Consider the following 23,717-nt stretch of genomic DNA (forward strand, 5'->3'; position numbering starts at 1 on the left):
AATGGAGAGAACCTAGAGGTTCTCTCCAACTAAGTTATTTCTGTCTGAATTCTAGTTCCGATAAACTCTAAAATCGAGTCTTCTTTAATTTTCTTTACGTTTTGTTGCAAGGACAGCAGCAGATAAGGCAAGACTGATGCCTGCTAGGAAGATAGCTGTATCAGATTGGCTTTCTCCTGTTTCTGGCAATCTCTTCTGATCTTCTGTTGAAACTGAAGTTTTAGATTCTGCAAGTTTTCCTTGACCCAATTGACTAATCCGATACTCAGGTTTTTCAATAGTTGGTGCTGCTTGATCACCTGCTGTAGCCAATAGTCCTGTGTAGGCTGGCTTTTCGTTTACCAAAGCTTCTACCGCATTGACTCCACCTTTGTATTCTGGCAATTCATGTACCAAAGCTTCTACTGCATTAGCTCCGCCTTTATATTCTGGAACTTCATTGACAGCTGCTTCTACTGCATTAGCGCCACCTTTGTATTCTGGAACTTCATTGACAGCTGCTTCTACCGCATTGGCTCCACCTTTGTATTCTGGAACTTCATTAACAACTGCTTCTTCACCTGCTGTTCCAACTGGTCCTTTATACTCAGGTACATCAAGAATTGGTGCTGCTTCTTCACCTGCTGTTCCAAGCGGACCTTTATACTCAGGCACTTCAAGAATTGGTGCTGCCTCTTCACCTTTACTACTTGTAGGAGCATCTGGTTTCACAGTCTGATCTTGTAGTTGGTTGAGATATTCTGCAAAGTAGGCAACCATTCTTTCAGTCAAGAGATGGTTATCCATAGCATATTTCATGCTAGCTACTACACTTGCTACTTCCTCTTGATTCTCTTTGCTGGTTAATTTTTGAGCTTTTGATAAAGCTGTTTCATAACCTGACAAATCAAGAGTTGTTTCTGCAACCTGTGGACGACTAAATATCAACTCAGCAGCGGCTTGATATCTATCACCACCGTCTCCATAAGTCTTAGTACCTGTCAAAACGATTTTCTTAGCCTTGATTGTCTTACCAAAGTCAATGTCTTTTGGTTTATTGTTATCTGGCCAATCAGTTGCAGTGAAAGTATGTTCTTTACCAGACTCATCTGTCACAACCAGTTTCACATCTCGCAAGTTACCATTTGATCCTGATCCGCGTGGCACATAACGGAAGCCTGTGATTTCTGTCGCTTCTTTCAAGACCATAGTTGCAGGTTTACCAACATCTCCACCATTCCAAGACGTATGCCATAGACTTGATAAGTTACCATCAAAGGCATTTGCTAAATCTTCTCCCGCTTGCGCTGGAGCATTTAGACTTTCAAAGTCTTCTGCTACCAAGGCTGTTTTCTTTTGTACCAAGGCATTCTTCAGAGCGTCAATCTTAGCAATTTCGGCACGCGCTTCTTCTACACTAATGTCATCATCTGCTTGGCTGAGGTTAAAGACAGCCTCCTTCAAGGCATCCATAGATTCCTTGGTATAGTTGGTCATGGCAACCGTTGGCAAATAGTTCTTCAGAGCATTTTCTGTCAACATCTTACCAGTTAGAGTGACTTCCTCAATTTGAAGTTTATCCATGATAAAGTCATTGTAACCACGGAAGTTAGCATTTCCACCAGAATCTCCACGAGTATTGCTTGCGTTACCAGTTGAGTAGATACCAACCCAAGTATCGCCTGTTTCTGCACCTGTTACGAGGAAGGTTACCTTCTTAGCTTTCTTAGAATCTGTCCAAGTATTTGGCAATTCATGCATTTCCAAATTGCTTGCTTGATTACCTCGACGTCCTGATTGGAATTCTCCCTTACCGACTACAAAGGCGTAGGTATTGTCAGAGCCTGCTTCGTATTCAAAGGTTACACGATAAGTCTTACCAGCTTCAAAACGGAAGTTTTGAGGGATTGTTTGGTAAACCAAGTTACGACGACTCACTAGTCCATTTGTCTTCAATGACCAATTTCCTTCGATGACATCATCGACTTTCTTACCATTCCAATCACGTTGTGTATATGGATCATGTTTTTCAGATAAGTGAGTACGATTATCCTCAACTCCTTCGATACCACCAATTACAAATGGGAAAATACCTTGAGCGACATTTTCAAAGTCTTGTTTAAATGTTCCTTTAGCTGTATCATGATTATCTCCGTACATACTTGAATTGTTTTCAAAGGTACGAATTTCATCAAAGTAAGTTGCTTCATCACCAGCTTCACGACTCAAAGTAAGAGTGACATTTGATACATCTGAACCCGTTGTAAAGAAGGCATACATGTTTTGGAAGTAACTTGTATCGTCAACTGTAGCATTGTCACGACGAGTATTATGGGCATAGGCCTTGACATAGTTAAGAGCTAGTGACTTATTGGTATAGCTAGTCACTTCTTTTTCACCAGTATTTACTGTGATACTCGCCTTAGCATTACTACGATTATCAACACCGACATAAACGGCATACTTAGTATTTGGTTTCAAGCCAGTCAGTTTCTGAGTAAGGCTGACTGTGCTCTTATTGCCTTGGATACGAAGCATTTCATTTGCGCCTTGAGATTTGACAATTTCTGCCTTAGAAGCATCACCAGAAATGGTCCAGTGTTTCAAAGTTCCACTGTTAAATCCTTGGTCATAGATGTGCATGCCTTCGCTCCATGACATTTCAGGATTGGTTTGTTTTGAACGGTAGAGAACGTATGGTTGATTTGCAGTAAGATCAAGGGTAATCTTACCATCTTTCACAGCTACTTCCTGTTCTTCAGTCTTACCTTGGTCAGTTAGTTTATAAAGGTAAACCTTACTATTCGCCCAGTCGCTAGGAAGCGTCCAAGTTGTTGCACCAGCTTGCGTATTGAAGTAGTACATTTTTTCCTTATCAGTAGGAAGTTTCTTACCATTCGCATCCCAGTTCCAAGGAGTCAAGTAAGCTGAACCATCTTGGATGACACGTCCGTTGAGAGTTACTGTACGTTCACGGTATTGCGGGCTATTGACATCGTTTGACTTACGAGTCACAACTACTTTATTGTTGTCAGCATCTACCAATTCCACTCGCATTTCTGGAGTCCATTTATAGGTGCTACCGTTATCAGACATGGTAACAGGTGTACCATTTTCCCACTTGCTTACAGTGAAGTGTTGGAAGTACTTGGTCATGACATCATGAGCAAACAAGTTAGTTACATAGCCATTGTAGTCACTTCGTCCTTGCCAGCCTTCAAAGTCTTTCATGCTGTAACCACCTAGAAGTGGATAGTTGGCTGCACCACCGTAACTTCTGTAATCCCCAACCCAAGAATCTTTTTGGTGGTTGCGGATAAAGCGCGTGATGGCACTGTTGATACCTTTATTAGTATAGCCACCATAGGTCAAGTCAGCTGCCCAGTGTTGGAAGGTAGAGTCGTATTCACCACCATGACCCCACTCAATCGCAAAGCGCCAGCCTTGTTTGTTAATTTCTTTAGCAAGAACGTGGGTAGCCCATGCACCATTATCACCTGATTGGCCATTGCCCCAAACGTCCACATAGATAAAGTCGAGACCTTCACCAAGTTTTTTCTTCAATTCTTCCCAACGAGCTAAGCGACCATGCGCCAAATCATAGGCAGCATCAATGTTAATACCTTGGTCTAGCCAGTTCCAACCATAACTATAGCTTCCATCTGGATTCTTACGAAGAATATTTTCGTTAAAGTATTTAGACTCAGGATAAGTTTCAGAAGCGTTGACGTGGATACCTAGATGAGCTCCATATTTCTTCGCTTTCTCAATCAAAGCCTTGAAGTCTTCGACACCACCAATACGTTTACCAATATCAGCATAGTTCAAATGGCCTGAGTCATGACCTTCACTACCATAACCTTTGAGGAGAACACCTTGTCCAAGACCATCTGTATGGAGATTAATCTTCTTGATACCATCCAAGGTCATAAGGAATGGATTTTGTGCTTGAGAACCAAAGTTCATCGCGATACGGTAAGCTGTGATATCCTTGACTTTTTCCCAGCCTTGAGGGTTGTTCATGATACTACGATAAGCAATGGCACCATCTTGCCAGTCCACTTTTTTATCCGCATTAGCATCTTCAGTGATTACAACCTTTGCACTTGGAAGTTCTTTGGTATATTCTGGGAAGACAATGCCCTTATAAGCTTTTTCCCATTGCCACTCAGAACTATGAATTCCGACATAGTTGGCATTTCCAACGGTTTCTTTATAAGCCGTCAAACGGGTCCAGTCATTAGAGCCACCACCGTAACTGTTTTGAGAATTACTCCAAACACCTGCAGCAAGCTTATCTGTAGAAACAAATCCATACATGTAACCCTTAGCCAAATCCTTCATTGGATTGGTTACTTCAATATGATCATCCCCGCTGACATGCGTATTGTTTGACATAGTTGCCCCATCAAACTTAGCACCAGCTTGCTCACTAGAAACAGATACTAAAGCATTCCCGAGGAAACTAATAGTAGAGAGTAATTTTCTTTCATCGTCAATCTTTTGACCTGGAGTGACTTGATTGTGGTTGACAATCTTAGTTACATCAAAATGCAATTGATTATCCACAACTTGCAGACGAACTGTCATATCCGCATTGATAAGATTAGCCTCATCACGGAGTTTCATTTCATATTCTGCAGTTGTTTCATTAATTTTCTTATAAGTAACCTCAGGGGTGATTCTGTGGTTATTGATAAAGACTTGATTGAACTGTTGAACCTGTCCTGGTAAAGTATGGCCATTTAGCGTATATTCCTTGACACGTGGAAAGGCTTGGTCAATCACTGCTTTTAGGACTTTAGACTGGATGGTATCATAAGTCACTTTACTATCATCTACCACCGCACCCGTTTCTTTTTCAGCAGTAGTTTCAGTAGCTTGAACTCCGTCTTGATTGTCAGTCTTAATATTTACAACTGTCTTTTCAGTACCATATGTACCAGCTTTAAGTAAGATTTTCTTTTCATTTTTAAGATTTTCATTAACAGCAGCTGGCAAAGTAACCGTATCAAAAAGCTTTACATCATTATTTGTTGCATTCAGCTGACCATCTGATTTTAAGCTAATAGTCAGATGATTCACTGAGCCATTTACTGGAGCTGCAACACGGCCTCCCTGATACCATGTGCTATTACCTGGTGTCTTATATTCCCAGAACCAACCTTCTTTGTCATATCCAACAAAGACATTATTATTTGTATCTTTAAATTTCAAGAAAACACCAAAACGTGATTTGCCTGTTTCAGATTCTTCTTTGAAAGTGAGATCTACATTCGCATTCCCATTCGCATCCACAGTCAATCCTTGCTTTTCAAACAAAGCTGGTTTGCTAGCATTGTCATTTTGATCTGTTGAAGATAACTTATTGTAACGAACACCATTTTCTTCACGAATAGCAACAGTCCCTTGCTGTTCTTTTCTTGCTACAGTTTGCCATTCAGGAGTGACTTCCTTTGGTGTCTCTGGCTTAGCTGTCGCTGGTTTTTCTTCTTTCGGCTTATCTGCTTTTGGCTTTTCTTCAACTGGTTTTTCAGTTTCCTCTAAATTCGCTGGTTTTGAACTAGAGATTCCCTTAATATGATCTTGAATCCATTTTAATTGAGCTGGAGAGAAAAGGATCCCTCCACTACGGACACCGACCACACCATTTTGATGAACGCCAATCAATTTACCATCCGTGTCAAAGATACCGCCACCGCTAGCACCTGGTTGTCCACCTTGATAACCAACTCCTTGAACACCTTCACCATAAGATTCAGCAAAATCCACAGCAGTGTTAATAACTGGCGCCAACTTACCAGCAGGATAGCCAAACATATTGACTTTATCCCCAACTTTCTTAACAACTGGCTTTTCAGTAACTTCAACAGGAGCATTTTCAAGAACTGTACGCAATCTCACAAGAGCCAAATCGTTCTTATAGCCCTTTAGATAACCATCTCTATCCCAGTGAATCACATCTTTTTTACTAAATTTTACATCATCTAAACCAGGGTAGGATATACTAAAAATATCGCCATCCCCTTTATCATTATCCACAACTTTACGGATATTTCCATCTTGTTGATCCTTGATAAAGTTGTGAGAAACAGTCAAAACAAGATCCTTACCAATGACAATACCACTACCTTCTCCTGATGGAGTCTTAATCTTAACAGTAGCGCCATAGTTCAATTCTCCATTTTTTGTTTTGGCAACATCTTCAGGAACTAGACTACCAGTATCTTGTGCTAATTGATCTTTATTTACCTCTTTACCATTATCAGTAGCTTTTTCAACTTTACCTTCTAATTCTTTCGGCAACTTGTCAGTAGTTTCTTTGTTTTCCTTTTCAAGAGCTAGTAACTCTTCTTCAGTTTTTGGTCCATCCGTTGTTTCAGCAGAACCTGGATTTGCTGCTGCAGCTTCCTTATCGAACTCCCGTCCATTATCGCTCGCTTTTTTATCCAAATCAGCCAGCTCACTTGGCAAATTATCTGTTGAGCCAACTGTTGGTGTGTTAGCCAATACTGGAGCCGTAGCAAAAAAACTAGCCCCAATCATAACTGAAGCAGCACCTAGTGCAAATTTACGAATGCTGTATGTACATCGTTTTTCAAAAAATCGTTTATCCATTAACTCCTGATTCCTTTCACCAATCTTCGTAAGCGTTTACATTTCTTATTCGAAAAATACTCCTTTCTATCTGAAAAGTGCAATGCTTAACGTTTATAAAAATAATTACACTTTTAATATAACAATTTTTAATAGATAAAGCAATAGAAAAGCTAGGAAAATTGCTAATTTTTTTCTTCATTCTGACAAAACCATACTCTGAAATTAAGGGGAAAATTGTCACATAATAAAAAGGATTTAGCATTCCTATCGAATGCCAAACCCTTTATCAATCAGTTTCTATAGATGATTAAAATCTATTTCACATGTTTTGCGAGTTCTTCTTGCGCTTTTTTATTGGATTCTTCTTTTTCTTTCATCCATTTATCTTGAGCTTTTTGGTATTCATCAGCAGTAACTGCCTTGTCTTGAAGTTCCAAGTATTTGTAAAGGAGCGGATCGCTTGTCCCCTTGTTACCAGAGAAGGCAAACGGCATCGTAAATGGTACCATCTTAGACAAGATTGGGCGACCAGTGAGTGATGTTGTTGGAATAATCAAGGCACTATCTGTCAACCAAGCTTGGGCTACAGCATACTTATCATAACGTTTTGCTACATCTATTGTCTCGTTTCCAGCTTCAATTACCAATTTCTCATAGTCGTTTAGACCAACCTTCTTAGCTGCAGCATTATCTGTACCAGAATCAAAGCCAAGGTAGGTTTTAGTGTTTTCACCAACTGATGGTTTGATAATATCGAGGTAAGTAGATGGATCCGCAAAGTCTGGAGTCCAACCAACATTATCTGAAATATCCCAATCTTCCCCAGCTGCTGTTTCAGCAAAGTAGGTAATATTCAAGACTTCATCTTTTTGTAGTTGTTGAATATCAATTACGACATTATCTGCACCCAAGGTTTCTTCAACCGATTGTTTGAAAGACTGTACACGTTGAACTTTTGTAGTTGCTGTCTGGTCAACTGGCATATCTAGGTGAATTGGGAATTGTACTCCCTCAGCTTGTAGAGCTGACTTAGCTTTAGCAAATTCTGCCTTGGCTTTTTCAGGATTATATAGTCCATCTTGGGCATCAGCAAGGTTCACATCCTTCCATTCATCCCCATAAGTCACCAATTTTTCTTTGACCATATCGCCAAAGTTTTTCCCATCTGCTTGGACAAATGTTGGTGGTACAAAAAGATTACGCAAAATTTTGCTTGCACCACTGGCACCGTTCACTTGTGAAGCATAGGCCGTACGATCAAAACCAAAAGCAATAGCTTGGCGGAAATCCTTGTTTAAGAGAGCCTTTTTAGTAGAGGTCTTTTGTTCGTCACTAGTCTTAGAAGTATATTTATAGGACTGGCGGTCAATATTTGTACCAACTAGATAAGTCGTAGAGTCTTGTTGGGTATAGACAATATTATCCTTCATCGTTTTTTCAAGTTCTGCGAAACTTGCACTTGTTGGATAGAGGCGGGCTGCTGTAAGGCTACCATCTTTAAAGTTTTCTGCAGGTTTGCTGGTATCTTGACCATCCCAGAATGACAATTTTATCTTATCAACATGAACATTATCCTTATCCCAGTAGTTAGGATTTTTTGCAAATTCAACGGAAGATTTAGCCACAAGAGATTTTAACAAATAAGGACCATTATACAAGATACTGCTTGGATCTGTCGCTTTAGCAAAATCATCCCCTTTTGAGTTCAAAAACTCTTCATTAACTGGTGCCAAGACACCCATTGTTGTTTTAGAATTCCAAAAACTTTCAGGTTTGTTCAAAGTGTATTGGACTGTTTGATCGTCAAGGGCTTTAATTCCAACTTGAGAAAAATCTTTATTTTCCCCTTTAGCATAAGCATCCAGACCCTTGATTGAATCTTGTACCAAGTAAAGAGCTTGTGATTTCTTATCTGTTGCATATTTAAGACCTGTTACAAAGTCTTGAGCCTTGACAGGAGCATATTCTTCACCTTCAGATGTGTACCACTTGGCATCCTGACGAATCTTATAAGTGTAGATCAAACCATCTTTAGAAACTGACCAGTCCTCTGCCATAGAGGGAACAAGATTCCCATAACGGTCATTTTCAAGCAATCCATCAATGACGTTACTAGTAATGTTTGAAGTAGCTGCCTTGCTGGTTGTCAAATAGTTGAGATTATCTGGGTCTGTCTCGTAGGTAAATGCAAAAGTCTGCTCACCTTTAGTAGCAGAACCACCAGAACAAGCCGCTAAGACACCAGCTGCTAATAAAGTGACTCCCGCAAGAGCCAATACTTTCCTTGTTTTCATAGTATCCTCCTTTGTTTTTCTATCCATTATAGACCCTTTGCAATCTATTGTCAATATATTTTTCTGAATTTTCATTTTTAGTTGTTATTTTCTGATAACTATCGAATCTTATTTCATTTTTTAATCTCTTTTTAACTATAAGAAAAGAGGGAATTCAGTAACTCCCTCATCCATCTATTTAAATCATTTTTAGATTCATTAATTGAAAGCTTGCAATGCGGAAAGAAGATAAGAACCCTCACGAATTTTTTGACCTACGGCCTTAGCATTTTTGACCAAACCCTGATACTCTTCTTGAGACAAATGTTCCAATACTTCTTCCAAGTCAAGTAAACTCTCAATACTAATTCCACACTCTTTTTCTAAGACGAAATTAGCCAAAGCAGATTGCCCCCAGACAATAATAGGGAAACCAGAAGCCAAATAAAGGGAGGCCTTGTGGGAATTATTGTATCTCAAATACTCACCAAACACTCCGCTACAAGTTTTAGAACTATCACCGTCCCAAACCAAACCAAAGCTTCCTTCTAATGCTGATGGTAGTTCATCTGGAAGAAAGGAACCAAAATAGGTTTCATTGGATAGCTTTCTAGCCTCATCAAAACCAACACCATAAAGGTTATATGCCGGTCTTGCAGGCAACTCATATAAGTAACCTGCTTTTTCTTGAGCTAAATTTCCAGCTACAATAATAGCTCCTTCCTTCGATAAATCTTCTTTATCCTGATAATTCGGGATCAGATAGTCAAAAATGCCTAAACTAACTATTTTCTTCTCAGAAATCCCCTTATCAACAAGCACTGATTTCATAACTGGATTATGAGCAATAAGACCATCAGCTTGTTTCAAAAGACTAGACTCTTGAAGATGAACACGAATCTTATGCTTCAAGGGTACTGTATCCAAATTAGCATAGCGCAAAACTTCTAAATCATGGATAATAAAGTGAACCTTCACTCGTTTACGTTGCATTCTTTTGACTAAATGAGTCGTAAAGAAACTATGATGAAGCATAGGAAATTGAATCAGTAGCTGATCCCCTTCCTTCAACTTAGAGATAGCTTTGGATAGGGCTTTGGCCTTATGTCGTTGGGCTCTAATAGTCCCCATTTGATACCAATCATCTACCATCAATAACAAAGGACTATAGCCCTCACGAACTACTATTTCTTCAACATCGTTTCGAGCCTTATTTCCCGCATTTCGTGCACCAGAATCCTTCAGAAATTCTTCTTTTAGATAATATTTCATCGATCAACTTTATCCTTCGTTATCTTATTTAAACTCTTCCTCTACAACATTTAGGGCACGTTCAATGACCACATGCATGTCGTAGTATTTATAATCGGCCAAACGTCCGCAGAAAATGACCTTATCATTCTGCGCTGCTTCTTCTTGATACTTAGCAAACATAGCATTGTTTCTCTCATCATTGATTGGATAATAAGGTTCATCTCCTCGTTTCCAATCTGCTGGGTATTCACGAGTAGTGACCGTTTTATCTTGCGTACCATACTCAAAATGTTTATGCTCAATAATACGAGTATAAGGAATTTCTCGTTCTGTATAATTAACAACGGCATTTCCTTGATAATTTTCCTCATCTAGAACTTCATGCTCAAAACGAAGACTACGGTATTCTAACTCACCATGTTTATAATCGAAATATTGGTCAATCATCCCTGTAAAGACAACTTTTTCAGCAGAAGCTTCTAATTCCTGACGATTGGCAAAAAAGTCAACTCCAAGTTCTACTTCTACATCCTTCAACATATTTTCGATGATGACATTATAGCCCCCAATTGGAATACCTTGGTAACGGTCATTGAAGTAGTTATTATCAAAAGTCAAACGAACTGGTAGACGTTTAATGATAAACGGTGGAAGGTCAGTTGCGGAACGTCCCCATTGCTTTTCAGTATATCCTTTAATCAACTTTTCATAAATATCTGGACCGATCAACTTGATAGCCTGTTCTTCCAAATTTTTCGGTTCAACGTCTTTCATGTGAGCCGTTTGCTCAGCAATCTTATCTTTGACCTCTTGAGGAGTTTTTGTCCCCCACATAGCATAGAAAGTATTCATATTGAAAGGTAGATTATAAAGGCTACCCTTGTAATTAGCCACAGGCGAGTTGATGTAGTTGTTAAATTCAGCAAATTGATTAACATAATCCCAGACTTTCTTATTAGAAGTATGGAAGATATGAGCACCATATTTATGAACATTAACACCTTCTACATTCTCACAATAGATATTCCCACCAATGTGGTCACGTTTATCAATAACTTTTACTTTTTTTCCACGCTTGGTTGCTTCATAAGCAAAAATTGCTCCAGACAAACCAGCACCAACGATTAGATAGTCGTACATATTACACCCCTTTATTTCTGAATAACTGTTGTTTTATATCTCGTAGATTTATAACTTTAAAAATCAAAATCAAACTGATATAAATTATTGCCCCCAAAATAGCAGAAAGTCCTACATTTAATACAGACGGTAAATTCAATAAGTCTTTTACAAAAAACAGAATTCCATACATCAATCCTGATGAAATCATAATTTTTATCATAGTTCCTATAATCGGAACATCTCTTAGATAAGAGCGAGTAAAGAATAACTGTATAGCCCAAACCAGAGACTCTGTTAAAACAGATACAATTGCTGCCCCTATATAGCCCAATTTGGGAAGAAAGAGAAGATTTAATCCAACACTAACAATAGCAGGAATTGTAGTTGAAAGCATGAACTCTCTATTTTTATTATGGGGAATCAAAATTTGAATCCCCATAATATTTGTCCAACCAATAAAGAACATTCTTAGAATCATAATAGCTATTGCATAGCGTGCATCTTGAAAATCTTTTCCCAGAAAAAAGTTAACAAAATCATCGTTTATAATTAACATACCTGCCATAATGGGGAAAATAACCAAATTATAAATTAGAAATGACATCTCATGCATTTTATTAACTGCTTTATGATCCCCTGATGATAAAAGATTTGAAACTCGTGGTAACATGACACTTCCCAATGAAGTCACTAGGGTCAATAAAATATTAACAAGTTTCAATGCTTGATCATAGATTCCTACATCTTTTGTTGAAGCTAAAGCTCCCAGCATTGTACGATCCAAAGTAACATAGAGCGATATGGCAATCTGAGGTAAAAACAATAAGATAACTGGCTTCAAATGCTGCTTAGCATATTCCCAATCAAAGTGCGGTTTCCCAATAAACTCTCTTGCCGGCAACCACATACTTAGTTGTCCCAACAATTCAAAAATGGTAAGCAAGAACACATATAAATATAGGTCGCTAGCTGATTTTATAAATAGAAAAATAGCAATGACGCCAACTAGTTTCACTGTAATATTTCTGACTGTAATTTTTCGAAAATCCTCTAAACCTTGGAATAGCCAAGAAATATCTAAACCTTTAGAAAGTAAACTTAATCCTAAAATATAAGCTACTGGGTTTTGCATTAACGAAAAAGTGAGACAAAGCAAAATATAGAGAGTCAGTGATAAGATGGTTGCTCCAAGTTGTAAAGTATAAATTCCCCAGAAATTTTTACGAATTGTTTTTCGATTACCAGAAATTTCCTTTGTACCATAATTGGCTACCCCCAAGGTAGCCAACAGGATAAAGTAGGTAACAATAGAATTATAATAACCATAAGTTCCTAAATCATCAGAACTAAATACTCTGGTAACATATGGAGTCGTAATAATCGGTAAAATAATGACTAATAATTGATATGAAAGATTGTATGCATAATTTTTAAGAACCTTCATAGGGAGCATATTCCTCACTTAACTACTATTATAAACGGCGAAAATTAATCTGTCCAAAAATGATGATGTTAAATAGATTAAACTTTTTTTGGTACAAAAATCACTTAACTAGCCTCAATTTAGAACCAAGGATACATATAACACAAAAACTTTAAACATCTTGATAATTATACCTATACTTACTCCAAGAAATACCCATCAATAACAATAATGGATTGTACATTAATTCAAAAAATTGTGGATCAAACATTGAGTGAAGTATCAGTACAATAAAAACAAGCATCTCAACTGTATTAAAGTGTCCTCTTTTATTTAGTTGATAGAAACTATACCAAATAACAACTAGTAGAATCACTCCATAATGCAACAAAATATTTACAAAAGATGAATCAACGTATAAATAATTATCAAAAACAGACGTAGCCCTTTGTTGCAATTCCCAATCAATTCTTTGACCAAACAGATGTACACCATATAAAGATAGTGTCTTATGTCCTAAACTTAGTCTTCCTGTCAAAGCTACGTTTAAAATTTGAAAGAGTTTACTGTTTGCGTTATAAAAATAAGTCAAAATGATAGGAATAAGAATCCCTGCAGTCAACGTAATTTTACCAATGGCATTCAGGATTTTTTGACTAACTACTTTATTTTTAAATATGTACACCAATACTAATGCTAGAATTGAAAGAAAGAAAGCTGATTTCGTATCAGTATTAACGTAAAAATAATAATTCAGTATTCCAAACAATAAAATTTCTGACAATCTGATTTTACTTTTTCTTAAATATAGATATACCAAAGTCAGATGAAATAAATAATTAGCACCGAGAGTAACATATTGGTATCCTTGGCTAAAACGGAATCGCCCTCCTAATTGAACCCTCAGCGTATTTTCAATAATGCCAAACTTTAATAGACCATATATAGAAATCATTAATAGTACTATCGAAACTGTCCAGAGAATCAAAACTTTTCTAAAATTCACATTGTTTATAGAAATAATAAATAAGATTGTTGAAATTATTGTGAGGGCATCAAAAAGCTTATGTGTTATAATCCCGATAATTATAGCCAAGCAGAAAGCGGAAAAGAAGAATATCAGAAACTTACTCGAGTGTCTCTCTAATAGTAGTTTAAACAGAAGTATGACAATAGACACTATCATAGCAACTATTCGAAAACGATAAATTTCAGGGTATTTATAGACTAAGTTTGTTTGAGCTATAAAATTAAAAAGCAACCAAATAAAGAAAGCTGAAAAATATAATAACTCTGATAATTTTATTTTTATTTTCATATTTTTACCTAAGTTTGTTTAAATTATCCAATCTTATTTCGAATAGTGTTATACAATTTTGCAGATACGAGAAACAATATATATTTCAATTTATTTTTCCTTGTAACATTTGAATTCGGAATAACATCTTTGAAATATTGAATGTATTCTTTTCTAATTTTATTAACTTCAGCATACATATCTGAACTAAGCATAGCATGTACAATATGCAGACCATTAAAAACATAGCGAACATTCAAGGCTCTTCTCATATCCCTATCACCTGAATAGTCTCGTTCAATATAACTTCTATTCCATTCCATTGCCTTGTAAAAATCTAAGAGACGATCACTATACTTAGAATTTACAATACTTCCTGGTCTTCGATAGTATTTATAAAGATTTAGATCACTAACAGCAATATTTTCACAGGAAGCAATATGCTCATAAGCAAGAGCTAAATCTTCATATAACATCCCTTTAGGATATGGAAAACTTAATAAGATTTCTTTCTTATAGAGTTTACCACCTGAATGTGTCCCAACATAATTTCCATAAAACATTTGTTCTAAAGCTGTTCTACGATCTAATTTTCCAGAATATTTCTCTCTGAAATCTCCTAAAAAATCACTATTTTCATAGTTTCTAACTTCAATCACTGGAGTTGCTACAAGATCAACTCTATACTTATCTCTAAGTTCTACTAAATATTCAATGGCTCTATGGTCATAATAATCGTCTGAATCAATGAAAACAATCCAATCTGTTGAAGATTCTTTTACCCCAGTGTTGCGGGCATTGGACAATCCCCCATTTTCAATATGCAGAACTTTTATTCTATTATCTTCTCGAGCATATTGGTCACAAATTTCTCCAGAACTATCCGTCGAACCATCATCTACTAGGATTATTTCAATATTTTTATATGTTTGTTGTCTTAGACTTTCTACACAATAACTCAAACAGTTCTCAACATTGTACACTGGTACAACAATAGAAATCTGATCCATTATGATAATCCTTCCAAAATGATATCAACAATACGCTCACAAGCTTTTCCATCTCCATATGGATTACTTGCTTTACTCATCTTGCTGTACTCTGTTTCATCTTCTAGAAGCAGTTTGAAATTAGTATAAATATTTTCTTCTTCTGTTCCTACCAATTTCAAGGTTCCTGCAGCAATCCCCTCTGGACGTTCTGTTGTATCACGCATTACCAATACTGGTTTACCTAAAGAAGGTGCTTCTTCTTGCACACCACCAGAATCTGTTAAAATCATGTAGCTTTGATTCATAAAATTATGGAAATCAATGACTTCTAGAGGTTCAATGATTTTCATACGTTCATTGTCGCCAAACACTTTACTTGCTAGCTCACGAACCTTAGGATTCTTGTGAATAGGATATACGACTTTAACATCTTCAAACTCATTCAGGATACGATTAACTGCATTAAACATATTTTCCATTGGTTGACCAAGATTTTCACGTCTATGGGCTGTCAACATGATTAGTTTACTGTCCTTAGCCCACTCTAAAATAGGATTGTCATAATGCTCTTGAACGGTTGTCTTCAAGGCGTCGATGACAGTATTTCCAGTAACATAGATATTCTCTCTTCCCTCTTTTAGAAGATTCTCTTTAGCCACTTCTGTCGGAGCAAAATTGAAATCCGAAATAATTGAAGTAGTCTGACGATTGAATTCTTCAGGAAATGGACTTTGAAGATTATAAGTTCTCAATCCTGCCTCTACATGTCCAACTTTAATTCCCATGTAAAATGCAGCTAAAGCTGTCGCAAAAGTGGTTGTAGTATCCCCATGAACAAGAACAATATCTGGTTTTTCCTGCTCTAAAACTGCTTGAATTTTATCTAAAATACTTGTCGTGATTGTAAATAGTGTTTGATTTGCCTTCATAATTCCTAAATCATAATCAGGAACAACTTTAAAGACATCTAAAACTTGCTCTAACATTTCTTTATGTTGACCGGTTACACACACAAGTGTTTTGATTGAATCGTTTTTCTTCAGTTCATTCACTAAGGGACACATTTTTATTGCTTCTGGACGCGTCCCAAAAACTAACATTACTTTTTTCATTTTGAATCTCCCATTAGTTTTTGATAAAATTTACGATAATTCTCTAAAAATAAAGGATAACTAAACTTCTCTTCATAATCTTTTTTAGCTTGATGAGCTAACCTAGTTCTAAGAGTTGAGTCAGTCGCCAGACTCTCAATAGCAGAAGCTAAGGCCCTAGCATCTTTAGCAGGAACCAAGATCCCATTTTCTTTTGTAACAACTTCATTAATGCCAGGAATATCTGTCGCAACCATGGTTTTTCCATTCATAAATGCTTCGATAACATTTAGAGCCAAGCCCTCAAATAATGACGAAGACACTAGGAAATCAAAACTATTAATACACTCGACTATATCCTGTCTATATCCTAAAAAAGATACTTTATCTTCCAGATTTCGTTCTTTAACCTTGTTTTCTAATTCGGCTCTAAGTTCTCCATCCCCAACGATAAATAAACGAAGGTTTTCATCTGAAATCAAAGAAATAGCATCAATTAAATAGGTCAAACCTTTTTGTTCAGATAATCTTGCAATACAGCCTAGCTTGATTCCATCAAACTTCATAATCTCATCAACTTGTCTATTTGACTGTTTCAAGATCACTCCGTTATAGATAACAGTGCTGTCTGCAACTCCCACATCATCTTTCAAATTTTGATTAACTGCTTGACCCACTGCAATACTATAGGCATTTTTCAGTGAAAATCTATATAAAGACAACTTATCTTTAAAGACATTATGAGCAGTGTAAACGTGGACTAGCTTGGGATTAATCAGTTTTAACAAACGAATATAAAAAGCTGCCATTCGATGATGCGTATGAACCAGAGTAATATCATTTGTCTTAATAATTTGATAAATAGTAAGAAGCAACTTCAACACAGTAAGAGGATTTTTGCTGTCTATATCTTGAATTTTATGATGGATAATTCCTTGGGCCTCTAATTTTGATTCCCAAAGGCCTCCTGTAGAAGCAACATGTACACTATCAAACTCATCTTTCAAATCAGAACTCAACTGGTACACGATTCTTTCCGCACCACCAATATCCATCGTTCGTGAAATATGTAAAATATTATTTTTTCGTTTTTCGTTTCTCATCTAAAACTCGCTTAATAAAGGTAACATTCCCTACAAAGTATCGTTTAAAGAGACGCTTTGGCTCATTAGCAACTCGGAACAACCACTCCAAGTTTGATTTCTGCATCCAAAGTGGGGCACGCTGAATGTGACCAGACAATACATCAAAACTACCACCTACACCCATAAAAATAGAATTCACTCCATTATCCATAAATTTTTGGATGATGTATTCTTTTTTAGGTGAAGTAATTCCAACAAATACAAAGTCGGGATTCTTTTCACGAATATCTTCCTGAATATCTTGCTCATCTTCCTCAGAAAAATAACCATTACGATGTCCAACAACTCGTAGATTGGGATACTCTTCTTTAAAATTTTGTAACATATCTTGCAAAACTTCTTCTTTAGCACCAAAAAAATACACTGAATAAGATTTTTCATCGGCTAATTTTAATAATCTTTGCATTAAATCAATTCCAGCAACTCGTTCTGGAACTTGGTAGCCCAAAAATCGAGAAGCTAGAACTACTGATGCACCATCTGCATTGATGATCTCAGACTCGTTAACTATCTTCTTAATAGCTTCATCTGATTGACATTGGTTAATCTTATCAGCGTTTACGCCCATTAAATGAAGAGGACGTTGTTCAATTACAAATTTCTCAACCTCTTGTACTGTTTCATCCATTGTTAAAGGGTCAATTCTGACCCCCATTAAATTAAAACTATTCAAATTAATCTCCCCATGTAGACTCAAAATGACCCTTACGCTCGGCTTCTTTTGGTAACTTCATGTAATCACCATATATTTTTGTTAAATATTCATCTGGGTTTGCATGGCAACTTATTTCTAAGTTCTCAAACTCTAGTAATTGTGGTTCACCGAATACTTCTTTTCTAGCAAGCTCACGTTCTCTGTAAGAGCCTAATACATTACCTACTATTGAACTAGTTTCAAAATCATATTGTTTAATTAGATTTTGTAATTTGTTGTTAATAGTGGCTGTTTTTAGAAGTTTATTTAATTTCAAAACTTTTGATATACTCACAATTGCATTTTCAAAACTTCCCCGATCTCTGTCATGTAGACGATCGATTACCGAAATTTTAGAAAGTGCACGATAGAATTTGATTTTGTTTGTATGAATAAAATAATGAAAACGATCATCTGGATAACCATCCAAAGGAAAAATATCTATGAATGGACTACATAGTTCATCTCCAAATGGAATTTGTAAGGATGTATCCATAATAGAGGTATTACCTAAATTGTCATCATGAAGTCTCAAAATAACATGTTCTGGAAGTTCTTTTTTACAAATAGATAAAAATTTTTCATAATCTTTTCGAGGCATCCCTAAATCCATATCATCATCCCAAGGAATAAATCCTTTATGACGAATGGCTCCTAGCAATGTTCCTCCCAAAGCATAATATCTTAAATCATGTTTACTACAAATAGCAATAAAGTTTTTCAATAAAGATAATTCTCCTAGTTGAATTTCCCTCACTTTATTCATAAAATCACTTCGCTCCATCTCTCATAAGTACAACTTTAATAGTTTTTAGTAAAATTTCAATGTCTTTCCAAATTGTCCAATCGTCTATATAAGCTACATCTAATTTAACAACTTCATCAAAATTCTTAATCTCACTTCTACCACTAACTTGCCAAAGTCCAGTGATACCCGGTTTAAAACTCAATCGACGTTTTTGTTCAGGTGTGTATGTCTCATATTCATCAACTGTTGGCGGTCTTGTTCCCACTAGGCTCATATCTCCTTTCAGAACATTCCAAAACTGGGGAAGTTCATCCAAGCTAGTTTTACGGATAAAGCGACCAATTTTTGTAATGCGAGGATCATTGTCCATCTTAAACATACCACCCTGCATGGTATTTTTCTCCAACAATTCTCTCTTTTTATCCTCAGCATCAATACACATTGATCTAAATTTATAAAAAGTAAAATGTCGGCCGTTTTTTCCTATGCGAGTCTGGGCAAAAATAGCAGGTCCACCATCTTTTCGAATAGCTGGAACTAGAACTATACTAACTAGACCACAAATCATTAAACCAAAAATAGAACCAATAATATCTATGACACGCTTAGCAATTACATGACTATTCTTATAAAATTTCGTCGAAAAAGTAATGACATTTAGACCAGCCATCCCACGGATTTTTTTGTCACGCCCTAGATTATGGTCAAAAGCATTTAGATTAACCGTTACATCAATTCCCATCGTTTCAAAACGAGAAATAAATTCACCAATATCATATTCTTCACTAGGAAGATTGATAAACACTTCGTCCACAACTTCGTGAGTTGCAAAATTTAAAATATTTTCGACTGGTACGACTGTAATAGTATCATGTTGGAAATTAGGTTTATCTAATACACTAACTGCCACCAGTTCTCCAAAGAAATCACCCGCATCAAGTAATTTATCCATCACTTTCTCAACTCTAGATGTTGCTGTAATCAAGAATAGTTTTTTACTCCATTTCAAATTAGGAAATACCCGTTTCGAATAATACTTGATACAAATATTGACTAGATACATTAGAATCGAGTGTAAGGTTAAGAAATACACCATGCCTCGTCTAGAGATACTAAAGCGTTCTTCTAAAAAGAAATTAGAAAGACTAATTGCCAACGCAAAGAAAATGATATATTTTGTCAAGCGAACAAGTTCAATCAAACTCCCTCGTCTAAAAAAATCTTGACCGTAATCGCTAAAATAAAATACTATGTAGTGGAGAATATATAGGACAATCATTGTTGTTGAAAGAATATCTGTCTCTTTAACAAAACTAAGAGAATACCCCAGTAACACTACTATAAAACTCTGGATTACTGCCAGAGATATTTTTATCCCTTTCTCTTCCATAACTACTTCCTTAGTCTATCCCTTATTCTATCCCCTATTTTTTACCGTAAGAACCATACTCACCGTAAGAACCATATTTCTCAGCTGAAGTATTGAATTTATTTAATACAACTCCTAAAAATGGTTTATTCGTTTGTTCCAATTGACCTTTAGCCTTCTGAACATCTTTTCTGTTAGCTTCTCCTGCCGCAGTAACTAAAACAGATGCATCACATTTTTGTGTAATAATAGCTGCGTCGATTACGATACCAATAGGCGCTGTATCAACAATAATATAATCAAAATACTTGCGAAGTGTGTCAATCATAGTGCTAAAATTTTCACTTTGCAATAAAGCAGTTGGGTTGGGTGAGATAGACCCAGCTTGAACCACAAATAGATTCTCAACATTGGTATCACATAAACCATGAGATAGGTCTGTTGTTCCAGATAAAAATTCTGTCAATCCAGTAATTTTTTCACGTGACTTGAAGACACCTGACATGACAGAATTACGAATATCAGCATCTACTAACAGGGTCTTGTAACCTGCACGCGCGAATGCCCAAGCAATATTTGTAGAAGTCGTTGACTTTCCTTCACCCGGTTTTACAGAAGTGATAGAAATTACTTGTAAATTATTTCCACTCAATTGTATATTCGTACGCAAGGCATTATAGTATTCTTCCGCTTTTTTGGCCAGATCTAATTTTTTCTGTGCTATTTCTAATGTCGGCATATCTCTCTCCTATTTCAATTTATCCAGATTTGGAACAACTCCCAACAATGCAATTTGCATAACATCTTCAATATCCTCTGGACGTTTCACTCGTGTATCAACCAGTTCAACGATAAGAACAGCGATAACCATAAATGCTGTTCCTCCAAGTAGCCCGATAATTGTATTTCTACGAATATTTGGAGAAGATGGTGCTGTAGCCGGACGAGCTTCTTCAAGTGTTGTGACATCAGAAACGCGTGTGATACTGATAATCTTTTCAGCTGCTACTTCTCTCAATGAGTTAGCAATACGACTAGCTTCCTCAGGGACTCTATCATTAACGGAAATAGATACGATACGAGTATCGACTGGTACAGTTACCTTGACTTTACTAGCCAAAGCTTTTGGTGATAGATCTAATTTCAAATTAGATGTAACTTTTTCCAAAACATCTTGAGACAAAATAATTTCACGATAGTCTTTAACTAAGTATGATCCAGCTTGCAAGTCTTGGTTTGTCAAACCAGGCTTATCTCCCTGATTACGGTTGACTACATAAATCCGTGTAGTACTAGTGAACTCCGGTTTTACGATAAAAGCACTGTAGGCAAAAGCTAAGGCTCCAGCTACAATCGCTACCAATGCAATTAGAATTTTTCTTTTCCAAAGAATTTTAAACAGGTGAAATACATCGATTTCCATAGTATTTTGTTCTTTCATATTTTCTCCTAAATTATTTGATCCATTATAATTTTCCTAGGGTTCTCTACAAATAGCTCTTCCGCCTTGTCTCTACCATACTTTTTAGAAATAATCTGACGAGCATCCTCCATGTAGGGAGGTCTACTATCTAAGTTATGCATGTCACTTGCAATGACATGAACCAGGTCTCTCTCCAAAAAATATTGGGCTCTCTTTTTCATAAATTTATAGGTTTCACCAAAGAGCTTAGGTTTTAGAACATGAGAACTATTTACTTGCGTATAGCATCCCATATCAATCAGTTCCCTAACACGTTTTTCATTGTTTTCCAACGCATCATAACGTTCAATATGAGCAATCACTGGGGTAATCCCTAACATCAAAATATTGCTTAACCCTTTATGAATATCGCGATAGGGTGTATTCATACTAAATTCAATCAAAGCATAACGACTGTTATTGAGAGTAGGAATGCGCTTGTTTTCTAATTTTTCTAGAACATCCGGAGTATAGTATATCTCTGCTCCGTAAGCAATGACCAAATCATCTGCCACTTCTTTAGCAATCTCACGAACCTTTAAAAAATTCGTCGCTATTTTTTCTTCTGGAGTCTCAAACATCCCTTTTCGACGATGGGAAGTCGAAACAATCATCCGAACTCCTTGATTATATGCTTCTATTAAAAGAGCTTTACTATCTTCTATAGACTTTGGCCCGTCATCTACATCAAAGACAATGTGAGAGTGGATATCAATCATATCATCTTCCCTCCATCACATCTTGTATCGCACTTTTAGCAGTTGCTAAACTACTATCATCGATTTCCATCATATAGAGGTTACTATCTGGCATAGCATAAGAAGGAAGTCCCATTCGACCTGTACCTTTGAGGTCTTGAGAGTTGACTTTATAACTACCACCACTCTCCAATTGAGTATTAATCAAATCTATCATCGTTTCGATAGGCATATTTGTTTGAAGGGAATCTTGCAAACCTTGAATAATATCACTATAATTTTTTAAGGCTTCAGTAGAAGTTAATTTCTGAATAATTGCGACAATAACCTTTTGTTGATTACGACCACGGTCACGATCTCCATCAGCCAACGAATAGCGTTCACGAACAAACCCAAGAGCTTGTTCAGAATCTAAATGGACATTTCCTACTGGGAAGTGGAACTTCCCGTGACGAGATGTAAACTCCTGATCATTGTATACATCTACACCACCTAAAAGGTCAATCAATTTCAAGAACGAAGTGAAGTTTAGACGAACATAGTAATTAATATCAACTCCATAAAGATTTTCCAAAGTATGAATAGAGGAGTCAACTCCATAAATACCTGCATGAGTCAACTTATCTTTTTGATTATTCCCGCCGTCAGCAATCGGAACATAAGAATCTCGAGGGGTTGTTGTCAATAGAATTTTTTTTGAATCTTGATTAACAGTCATCAAAATGTTGACATCTGAACGAGAAACTGAACTAATTGGTCCGTAAGTGTCAATACCACTCACATAGACATTGAAGGATTTGTTCTTAGAAACTTTAGGAGCAGCTACTTCTTTGGTGATATTTTTAGTGTAGATTTTCCTAATTTTTGATGCGTAATCAGGGTATTCAGATTCTATAATATTTTCAAAGACGCTATTTAAGACAATCGCTTTTGCTTCACCTGATACCAAGCTCTTATAAGCTGCAAGGTATGAGGTGCTTTGTTCAACCGTCAATTCTTTGCTCTGACTAGTTTTGATATCAGCTATCAATTTTTGAATATTATCATTATCAGTATCCGTAGGTCCTGTAACACTATCTAATTGCGTGACATTATGAACGTCACTATCTTTCAGAACAACAACACTCATTGAGTATTCTGAGTAATTTGACGTAGAATTGATATGACTAGTAAAGCCGACAAATTGTTGCAGTGCAAAAAAAGAAACTGAACTCATTAAAATAGCTAGTGTTAAAAAGAAAATTGTAAACTTTTCTGCTTTTCTATAAATGATCAAAAGCAGACTCGCTAAAGCGACCAAAATCACTACAGCTGCCGTCATAACATTCAGGTATCTAAACGCCAATATATTATGTCTAAAAATCAAGAACAGCAAAAAACCACCCAATAATACATAAATGGTTAATAAAGCTATATTAATGCTCCGCTTAACTTTACCCGAACGGGCTCTTTTTGAACGTTTATTCATAGTTTTCCCCTATATGTTGATTATCAGAATTATTATATCACAATCATGAAATAATTTCCATTTATTCCTTTTTTTATCAGCGTTTTCAATATATCTTCTAAA

At 36.3% G+C, this 23,717-nt stretch carries 16 protein-coding genes; all 16 read right to left on the reverse strand.

The window, feature by feature from the left end:
- Positions 1-84: 84 nt before the first annotated feature.
- The 16 genes from CBI42_RS07175 to cpsA all read right to left on the reverse strand — a co-directional run bounded on the left by CBI42_RS07175 (position 85) and on the right by cpsA (position 23,615).
- Positions 85-6,597 (reverse strand): SpGH101 family endo-alpha-N-acetylgalactosaminidase, encoded by a 6,513-nt coding sequence (locus CBI42_RS07175; protein WP_094753620.1) that lies wholly within the window; start codon positions 6,595-6,597, stop codon positions 85-87.
- A gap of 296 nt (positions 6,598-6,893) precedes the next feature.
- Positions 6,894-8,873 (reverse strand): peptide ABC transporter substrate-binding protein, encoded by a 1,980-nt coding sequence (locus tag CBI42_RS07180; RefSeq protein WP_094753621.1) that lies wholly within the window; start codon positions 8,871-8,873, stop codon positions 6,894-6,896.
- A gap of 198 nt (positions 8,874-9,071) precedes the next feature.
- A complete protein-coding gene (locus tag CBI42_RS07185) occupies positions 9,072-10,124 on the reverse strand; it encodes a galactofuranosyltransferase (RefSeq protein WP_094753622.1) in 1,053 nt (350 codons plus the stop codon).
- A gap of 24 nt (positions 10,125-10,148) precedes the next feature.
- Positions 10,149-11,246 (reverse strand): UDP-galactopyranose mutase, encoded by a 1,098-nt coding sequence (gene glf / locus CBI42_RS07190; RefSeq protein WP_094753623.1) that lies wholly within the window; start codon positions 11,244-11,246, stop codon positions 10,149-10,151.
- A 1-nt stretch (position 11,247) separates the two neighbouring features.
- On the reverse strand, positions 11,248-12,672 hold the full coding sequence (locus tag CBI42_RS07195; protein ID WP_094753624.1) for a flippase: 1,425 nt from the start codon (positions 12,670-12,672) through the stop codon (positions 11,248-11,250).
- A 151-nt stretch (positions 12,673-12,823) separates the two neighbouring features.
- A complete protein-coding gene (locus CBI42_RS07200; protein ID WP_094753625.1) occupies positions 12,824-13,969 on the reverse strand; it encodes an oligosaccharide repeat unit polymerase in 1,146 nt (381 codons plus the stop codon).
- Between the two features lie 23 nt (positions 13,970-13,992).
- Entirely contained in the window at positions 13,993-14,958 is a 966-nt protein-coding gene (locus tag CBI42_RS07205; RefSeq protein WP_020901555.1) for a glycosyltransferase family 2 protein, read from the reverse strand.
- The gene (gene wecB, locus CBI42_RS07210; protein WP_094753626.1) at positions 14,958-16,052 is read right to left on the reverse strand and encodes a non-hydrolyzing UDP-N-acetylglucosamine 2-epimerase; all 1,095 of its coding nucleotides are present in this window, start codon (positions 16,050-16,052) and stop codon (positions 14,958-14,960) included. Before wecB ends, CBI42_RS07205 begins: the two co-directional genes overlap by 1 nt.
- Positions 16,049-17,134 carry a glycosyltransferase family 4 protein gene (locus tag CBI42_RS07215; protein ID WP_094753627.1) on the reverse strand — a complete coding sequence of 362 codons (1,086 nt, stop codon included), beginning with the start codon at positions 17,132-17,134 and terminating at the stop codon, positions 16,049-16,051. The genes wecB and CBI42_RS07215 overlap by 4 nt, the downstream gene beginning before the upstream one ends.
- A complete protein-coding gene (locus CBI42_RS07220) occupies positions 17,109-17,831 on the reverse strand; it encodes a WecB/TagA/CpsF family glycosyltransferase (RefSeq protein WP_029690200.1) in 723 nt (240 codons plus the stop codon). The genes CBI42_RS07215 and CBI42_RS07220 overlap by 26 nt, the downstream gene beginning before the upstream one ends.
- Before the next feature lie 19 nt (positions 17,832-17,850).
- Positions 17,851-18,636, reverse strand: a complete 786-nt coding sequence (locus tag CBI42_RS07225) for a LicD family protein (RefSeq protein WP_033682339.1) — start codon at positions 18,634-18,636, stop codon at positions 17,851-17,853.
- A gap of 4 nt (positions 18,637-18,640) precedes the next feature.
- Positions 18,641-20,008, reverse strand: coding sequence for a sugar transferase (locus tag CBI42_RS07230; protein WP_094753628.1), 1,368 nt, complete (start codon positions 20,006-20,008; stop codon positions 18,641-18,643).
- Positions 20,009-20,042: 34 nt separating this feature from the next.
- Positions 20,043-20,726 carry a tyrosine-protein kinase gene (locus CBI42_RS07235; RefSeq protein ID WP_020901549.1) on the reverse strand — a complete coding sequence of 228 codons (684 nt, stop codon included), beginning with the start codon at positions 20,724-20,726 and terminating at the stop codon, positions 20,043-20,045.
- A gap of 9 nt (positions 20,727-20,735) precedes the next feature.
- Complete coding sequence (gene cpsC, locus CBI42_RS07240; RefSeq protein ID WP_049487463.1) at positions 20,736-21,428, reverse strand: capsular polysaccharide biosynthesis protein CpsC; 693 nt, start codon at positions 21,426-21,428, stop codon at positions 20,736-20,738.
- A gap of 8 nt (positions 21,429-21,436) precedes the next feature.
- Positions 21,437-22,168: a capsular polysaccharide biosynthesis protein Cps4B gene (cps4B, locus tag CBI42_RS07245; RefSeq protein ID WP_020901547.1), complete on the reverse strand. Its 732-nt coding sequence runs from the start codon at positions 22,166-22,168 to the stop codon at positions 21,437-21,439.
- A gap of 1 nt (position 22,169) precedes the next feature.
- A complete protein-coding gene (gene cpsA, locus CBI42_RS07250) occupies positions 22,170-23,615 on the reverse strand; it encodes an LCP family glycopolymer transferase CpsA (protein WP_042751698.1) in 1,446 nt (481 codons plus the stop codon).
- Between the last annotated feature and the right edge of the window lie 102 nt (positions 23,616-23,717).

The organism is Streptococcus sp. KR, from assembly GCF_002238115.1.
GTDB lineage: Bacteria > Bacillota > Bacilli > Lactobacillales > Streptococcaceae > Streptococcus.

Bases quoted from the DNA above. Each gene is read 5' to 3' on its own strand.
- CBI42_RS07175 (WP_094753620.1), bottom strand. From the start codon at position 6,597: ATGGATAAACGATTTTTTGAAAAACGATGTACATACAGCATTCGTAAA.
- CBI42_RS07180 (WP_094753621.1), bottom strand. From the start codon at position 8,873: ATGAAAACAAGGAAAGTATTGGCTCTTGCGGGAGTCACTTTATTAGCA.
- CBI42_RS07185 (WP_094753622.1), bottom strand. From the start codon at position 10,124: ATGAAATATTATCTAAAAGAAGAATTTCTGAAGGATTCTGGTGCACGA.
- glf (WP_094753623.1), bottom strand. From the start codon at position 11,246: ATGTACGACTATCTAATCGTTGGTGCTGGTTTGTCTGGAGCAATTTTT.
- CBI42_RS07195 (WP_094753624.1), bottom strand. From the start codon at position 12,672: ATGAAGGTTCTTAAAAATTATGCATACAATCTTTCATATCAATTATTA.
- CBI42_RS07200 (WP_094753625.1), bottom strand. From the start codon at position 13,969: ATGAAAATAAAAATAAAATTATCAGAGTTATTATATTTTTCAGCTTTC.
- CBI42_RS07205 (WP_020901555.1), bottom strand. From the start codon at position 14,958: ATGGATCAGATTTCTATTGTTGTACCAGTGTACAATGTTGAGAACTGT.
- wecB (WP_094753626.1), bottom strand. From the start codon at position 16,052: ATGAAAAAAGTAATGTTAGTTTTTGGGACGCGTCCAGAAGCAATAAAA.
- CBI42_RS07215 (WP_094753627.1), bottom strand. From the start codon at position 17,134: ATGAGAAACGAAAAACGAAAAAATAATATTTTACATATTTCACGAACG.
- CBI42_RS07220 (WP_029690200.1), bottom strand. From the start codon at position 17,831: ATGGGGGTCAGAATTGACCCTTTAACAATGGATGAAACAGTACAAGAG.
- CBI42_RS07225 (WP_033682339.1), bottom strand. From the start codon at position 18,636: ATGAATAAAGTGAGGGAAATTCAACTAGGAGAATTATCTTTATTGAAA.
- CBI42_RS07230 (WP_094753628.1), bottom strand. From the start codon at position 20,008: ATGGAAGAGAAAGGGATAAAAATATCTCTGGCAGTAATCCAGAGTTTT.
- CBI42_RS07235 (WP_020901549.1), bottom strand. From the start codon at position 20,726: ATGCCGACATTAGAAATAGCACAGAAAAAATTAGATCTGGCCAAAAAA.
- cpsC (WP_049487463.1), bottom strand. From the start codon at position 21,428: ATGAAAGAACAAAATACTATGGAAATCGATGTATTTCACCTGTTTAAA.
- cps4B (WP_020901547.1), bottom strand. From the start codon at position 22,168: ATGATTGATATCCACTCTCACATTGTCTTTGATGTAGATGACGGGCCA.
- cpsA (WP_042751698.1), bottom strand. From the start codon at position 23,615: ATGAATAAACGTTCAAAAAGAGCCCGTTCGGGTAAAGTTAAGCGGAGC.